This is a genomic window from Acinetobacter sp. 102 (assembly GCF_037028485.1).
Lineage (GTDB): Bacteria > Pseudomonadota > Gammaproteobacteria > Pseudomonadales > Moraxellaceae > Acinetobacter > Acinetobacter higginsii.
The window spans coordinates 126,749-132,984 of record NZ_JAZEZK010000013.1; the positions used below are offsets into that span (position 1 = coordinate 126,749).

Consider the following 6,236-nt stretch of genomic DNA (forward strand, 5'->3'; position numbering starts at 1 on the left):
TAATGCCTATTTTTATTTGAATTTAAGAGCTTAGAGAATAATTTATTTTCAATTTTTTAAAAATCATTTTTTTTTAAAGACTATCAATAAAAACAAGAAACCGACATCTGGTCGCCCTTATATCCTTGTGTAATTTTAACACAAAACCATGTTCAGCCCTAAACTCACCGTATTGTTGTCTCATAGACACACTGAATAATATCTCCAAGAGATTTATTATCTTCGTTAACTTTACAGTTCAATTTTTTTATGTTGTATTAAGCCACATGCTAATTCATTAATAAAAAACATATTTTTTTCATATAACCTATATAGGAAAAAAATGACAAATATTCTTCCATTGCGTTCATTTTTGCTACCCCACTATTTTATTACTGCAAAAAAACGTCATAATTGTCAATTTAGGGTCGGCTTTTACAATTTCAAAGTATACAAAAAATAATTTATTATTAAAACTTAGTTATTGATTAAATTAAATAAAAACTTAAAAACAGAATTAAATAAATAATTATTAATGCTTGTCACAAAACACACAAAAAAGGCCAATCGAAATGTAACCGTCAGTTGACTAAAGCTTACAAATTGCATTATAAAATTAGAGTATTTTTCATTTATTTGTGAAATTTAAACCTGAAAGTTGACAAAATAATGATGCAAGATTCAGTATTGCCAATTTTAGAGTTATTCTCAGCTCAAACTTATAAATAAAAGTGACGCGCTGCAAGCAGTGAGAAATACATTAATGAATACCTATAGCATTTTATTTATTTAATATTCAATTAATTTTAATTTAATAAATCATTAAGCTATTTCCGTATTCTATTAATTATTGAGATACCTTTTATAGGAGAAAAAAAATGTATCAAAAACGGCAAAAAGATGCAGCAATCGACTATATCAAAACTGAAATTGATATGTTAATTGATCTTGACAATTCTGATGAAATCATTAAGAGCAAAAATCATCTTGAAATGACGCTGCTATTATTGGTCAAATTAGAGATATTTGGTTGGGATCAAGCCCAAACTTTAGCTAGAGAACTCAGTGTAACAAGTAGGACCGCAATTGACTGCTTGGAACATATGAAAAAAATAGCATAAGCGCAAGCAACTAAGCATCAAGAACACATTTCTAAGCAACTAGAATGAATAAACGCTCAAAATCAATGATGAAAATGAGCGTTTTAATTTTCAAGTGCCACTACTCGAACCTAAATCAAATTACTTCTAAACATTTAGTTCATCTGTTTTTTGTTATGGGCAGATCTCTTTATCTAAGCGTCTAGAAACCCAGTCAATAAAAGCTGTTTTATTACGAAATTGGGGTGTATTGAATAAGTTAATATCCAATTCAAAATGATCAAAATTCAGTAGCTTATACACTCCACCACCTAAAGGGATTAAACCAGTATGCGGATATTTAATTGCTTTTAGCGCATTTCTCAAAAATAATGCTTTGATTTGTATGTCACTGTTTTTATAGGATTGATAGCTTTGAGAGTTTATGAATAGCTCATATTCTCGATCTAAAGTTTGAACAATTTCAGAAAAAAACACTTTATGCTCCTTTATTATTGGAATTATTTTTATACCACATAAAAATAAAAAGCCCATCATTTGATAAGCTTTTGTACAATTAAACATAAATTCTATTGGATACTTAATTCATCATCTTTAGCAACAATGACGGAAGTGAGCATTGGAACACCAAGAATAATCGGAACCATGATAATCCATAAATCCGTAGTCAACTTACTAGAAAAGAAGAAATGAATCACAAGAGCGACCAGAGCCAATACCGCAAATAGAACACCCATGAATCGAACTGCAAATTTAACAAGCATTTTTGGATCCTTATGATTCTAATACGTATAAACAGTATACGCCTACTCAGTAAATTAGGGCATTTTCTTTTTCTATTGCACTATAAAACCAACATATATTTCTAAAATTCAAAAAAGCCCAACATGAAGTGGGCTTTTTTGAACTAAAATTATTTCGCTTCGTTTACCCCAACGATAAACTGGCTGCAATTTGAACCTGCAGAAGCATTTGCCAGCTGTTTTTCAGAAAACTGAAATTTGGAAGCAACCGATTGATAGTCTTTCTTAAGACTTTGTCCAGTCAGTGTGCCTAACTGTTTAACCTGTTGTGGCGTTAATAATTCATTTTCAACCGCTTGATTCATCATGACACAAGCTGTAGTCATTGCATCATAACGTGCTGTAGTCTTTGAATAACCGAATGAACCGATTAAACCACCAATAACTAAACCGATAAGTAAAGATAAAATAATATGCTTTTTATTCATTTAAGTAACCTAGACAACCAATAAAAAATTAAGCAAATAAATATATTCACTTTTTCAAAATAAACGATTCGTTTTCTGTTTTTATTGTAGAGCGCTTTGCGGGATTTAAGCTACGAAATGTAACTTCTTATGAATTCAGCAACTTTATGGTTCCTGCGCGATAAGAGCGTCTTGATATTGCATTTCTCTAGCGTATTCATGATTGAAATTCTAAATTTTGCTGCAGCAAGCGTATAAAAAGTACCCTTTTAGATCCCATTCAGACAAAAAAATAATTTTTCTCAATTTCATGTGAAATCCATGGCAGCAACATGCCTTCTCAAATAAACAATCATTAAATTAAATGCTTAAATTTACTGTAATTTTACTCTTTGTTTACTTAAATATTTTGCAACAACTATTTAGATGCAGCAATGTTTAATTGTTAACCACATCACATATTTTAAAGCTGTTTTTTTTAATTTAATCTAGCGCCCTCAGAGAGCCTTTTATGCTCTTAACGGTTCATACTTTAAGGATATCTATGGATTTCATTCTTAATCCAACATATACGCTCATGCTAGCGGTGTTGGTCCTCTACGTAGGACGCATTTTAAACAAGCACATCCCGTTTTTAACAAAATACAATATCCCAGAGCCTGTTGCAGGCGGTTTAGTCGGCGCAATTATTTTTTACTTAATCCATCAATTTGCGGGTTATACAATTTCTGTAAATAAGCCAATGCAAGACACTTTTATGCTGATGTTTTTCGCATCCATTGGTTTAAGTGCTAATTTCGCCAAACTCAAAGAAGGTGGCAAACCATTAATCATCTTCTTAATTGCAATTTCCTTCTTTGTCATCATTCAAAATGGCGTTGGTATGGCAATTGCCTCTGCCGTAGGCCTTGATCCATTGATGGGTGTTGTTGCAGGTTCAATTGCCTTAGTCGGTGGCTTAGGTACTGCGGGTGCTTGGGGTCCAATTTTTGAAACCAAATACGCAGTTGAAGGCGCATTACCAATGGGTATTGCGAGTGCAACTTTTGGTATGGTGGTTGGCGGTTTAATGGGTGGTCCATTAGCGCGTTATCTTATTCGTAAGCATAATCTGGCGTCACCTTTAAACGCTGAAATACGCGAAGAAAATAAAGATGCCCCGCTTACTGATAGCGAATACACATTTGAAGCACCACAGAAAGTTCGTTTGATCACTGCAGACAACGCAATTGTCACCTTAGGTATGTTTGCATTTGCGCTAGCGTTTGCAGAAACAATGAAGAACCTGACGATTGGTACTGCAATTGAATTGCCTACCTTTGTCTGGGCATTGGGCGGCGGTATTCTGTTACGTAATGTGTTAGAAACAGGCTTAAAACAAGAAATCTTTGATCGTTCAATTGATGTATTTGGTAACACTGCCCTCGCGCTTTTCCTCGCCATGGCACTGGTATCATTAAAACTCTGGCAACTCGCAGACCTTGCAATTCCAATGATCATTTTGTTAATTGCTCAGTCTATTGCAATGTGGGTCTTTGCTGTTTATATCTCCTTCCGTGTGATGGGGAAAAACTACGATTCAGCAGTACTGGCTTCTGGTCTGTGTGGTTTTGGTATGGGAGCAACTCCAAATGCGATTGCAAATATGCAAGCCATTACCAACATGTATGGTCCTTCACATAAAGCATTCCTGATTGTTCCTCTTGTCGGTGCATTCTTTATTGATCTGGTAAACGTTGTTGTTATTCAAAGTATCTTACAAATCTTTGGTTAATTGCTAAGTCATAGATTGACTGCTTGATTGATTTTATTAAAGCCATATCTTCAATAGATATGGTTTTTTTATGTATGGCATTTCAAGCTTCAAAGTGAGAAGTTCTTGCTATTTTATCTTTAGAATCTCTAGATCAGGTATTTTTGTCCTATAAGCACATGGTGAACAATTTTACTCAATGCTAAAAATTACTGATTCAAATTGATTCGTAATTTTATATTGGGTGACAGGTATGATCACAGAAAATCATCAACTAAAAGCAAGAAAAGTATATTTTGATTTTTCGGAATCTTCTGTTTGTTGGATGCCAAATGACCCGCTATGCTCTCACATTGCCAATGGTATCAATATGTTGCTACCTGCAGGTGAATTTTGGTTTTGTCGAGTTTTTAATAAAGCACTCCCTTATGTAACTGATGAAAACCTAAAACAAGAAGTTATCGGATTTGTTCGTCAAGAAGCTGCTCATGCCCGTGCCCACGAAAAAGCACAAGATTTCTTGAGAGAAAATGGTTATGACATTCAAGATCCATTAAATCGTGCTCACTTTATTTTTAATATTCTTCTCGGTGACAAACCTTTAGGGATACCGTTCCTCAAGAGTGAAAAGTTGGAGGAATACTGGTTGTTGTTCCGAGTTGGTGTTATTGCTGCAATCGAGCACTTTACTGGAACCATTGGACAATGGACACTCGATAGCAAGTCTTGGGATACAGCAGATCCAGCTATGACTGACTTATTTCGCTGGCATCTTGCCGAAGAAGTTGAGCATCGTTGCGTTGCCTATGACCTTTTTGAGCATTTACTCACCAACAAATTTGGTTTCTATGTCTCTCGACAAGTGATCATGATGGGTGTATTCCCTCTGTTTATTTTCTTCCTTGCAGATTTTGCGCGTAGCCTTGGACAACAAGATCTAGAGCATCAAGATATCCAAAAATTAATGCGTCGCGGATTCTTTAGATTTATCCGTGAATTTGAAAAAACTGCAACACAAACAGATAATCTGCCAACCATTAAATATTTATGGAAAGCAACTTTACGTTGGACATCTCCAAAATTTAACCCAGTCCATGAAGGCGATACTGAACAGGCATTGGCATATATGGCCCGCTCACCAGCAGTACAATATTTCGAACAAATGACTCAAAACTCAGGCAAGACGCCTGTAGCAAGTTAATTTTTTTGCAATATCCTTCATCAGTATCATACTTTTCAATTTCACACCCTTAATTCGTTAAGGGTGTTTTTCTTCAAGACTTGAGCTTAAACATACAGCAGGTAGAAACAATAACTAACAGTTACTTAACAAGGAAATTTAGTTTGTTTTAACTCATTTTTAAGTACTGCATAATTTTTTTGTGCTTCATTTTGAGTAAAATTAAATTCATCTTTGGCCATCACACTTTCAGCAGCATCCTGCATATAGCCCTGATACTCTAAATAATGTTCCATAATGAGCTTGTGTAGATTTACTTTACTCTTCTCAACCAAGCATTCTTTTTGCTTTGCCTCTAACTGCTCATTTTTCGACTTTACTTTTCCTCTTAAGCCGTATTCAAATTGAATTTGATCATCTATAGATTTGAAATAAACATCAGATAAATTAACGTAATCATCTTTAAAGTTTTTAGCATCTGCTGTACGACATATACCGAATAAAAACATAAGTATAACTATAGATATTATTTTCATCACCGTTTCTATATATATTAATTTTCACTTATTATAACATCATATTGGACAAAAAACCGCCTTAAAATCAAACACCAATACGTTTAAAAACATAAAACAAAGCATGAAGAATAACTAAATAAAACCTTATTTAATATCTCCCTATTTTAAATAACTACACTTAGTTATAAGACAAACTTTCTAATCAAAAAGTCACATCAATATTCTCTATAATTGATGAAGCCACATCTAATGCATCTCTTCCAATCTCAACAAAAATTTCAACTAAATCTACTGGATTAACATTAATTGAATTCACCACCGAACTCTGTGGCTGCTGATCTTCATTTTCTAATTCATTTATTTTATTATTTTGGCTATTCGTTTCTGCCTCTACCTATTAGTGAAGCCATTTAATTCATAAAAAAGTAGTATATTATCAAGGGTGTAATTCTTGAGCTTGATGATTAAAACAACCTCACTATCTTTATAAATTACA

At 33.6% G+C, this 6,236-nt stretch carries 7 protein-coding genes; 3 read left to right on the plus strand and 4 right to left on the minus strand.

Annotated elements, in window-relative coordinates; all coding sequences use genetic code 11:
* Window positions 1–857 precede the first annotated feature (857 nt).
* Window positions 858–1,100 (plus strand): hypothetical protein, encoded by a 243-nt coding sequence (locus tag WA352_RS14300; protein ID WP_005203192.1) that lies wholly within the window; start codon window positions 858–860, stop codon window positions 1,098–1,100.
* Window positions 1,101–1,253: 153 nt separating this feature from the next.
* Here the strand turns inward: WA352_RS14300 and WA352_RS14305 are convergent, their stop codons facing one another.
* The 3 genes from WA352_RS14305 to WA352_RS14315 form a co-directional block, all read right to left on the minus strand.
* Complete coding sequence (locus WA352_RS14305) at window positions 1,254–1,556, minus strand: hypothetical protein (protein WP_005316041.1); 303 nt, start codon at window positions 1,554–1,556, stop codon at window positions 1,254–1,256.
* A 92-nt stretch (window positions 1,557–1,648) separates the two neighbouring features.
* A complete protein-coding gene (locus tag WA352_RS14310; RefSeq protein WP_005203190.1) occupies window positions 1,649–1,843 on the minus strand; it encodes a hypothetical protein in 195 nt (64 codons plus the stop codon).
* A 149-nt stretch (window positions 1,844–1,992) separates the two neighbouring features.
* Entirely contained in the window at window positions 1,993–2,310 is a 318-nt protein-coding gene (locus WA352_RS14315; protein WP_033133291.1) for a hypothetical protein, read from the minus strand.
* A gap of 523 nt (window positions 2,311–2,833) precedes the next feature.
* Here WA352_RS14315 and gltS point away from each other — a divergent pair.
* Together gltS and WA352_RS14325 are read left to right on the plus strand one after the other, a co-directional pair.
* Entirely contained in the window at window positions 2,834–4,063 is a 1,230-nt protein-coding gene (gene gltS, locus WA352_RS14320) for a sodium/glutamate symporter (protein ID WP_033133292.1), read from the plus strand.
* 232 nt (window positions 4,064–4,295) lie between these two features.
* On the plus strand, window positions 4,296–5,243 hold the full coding sequence (locus tag WA352_RS14325; RefSeq protein ID WP_033133293.1) for a metal-dependent hydrolase: 948 nt from the start codon (window positions 4,296–4,298) through the stop codon (window positions 5,241–5,243).
* A gap of 125 nt (window positions 5,244–5,368) precedes the next feature.
* Here WA352_RS14325 and WA352_RS14330 read toward each other — a convergent pair whose 3' ends face one another.
* Window positions 5,369–5,731, minus strand: coding sequence for a hypothetical protein (locus tag WA352_RS14330; protein WP_004807675.1), 363 nt, complete (start codon window positions 5,729–5,731; stop codon window positions 5,369–5,371).
* Between the last annotated feature and the right edge of the window lie 505 nt (window positions 5,732–6,236).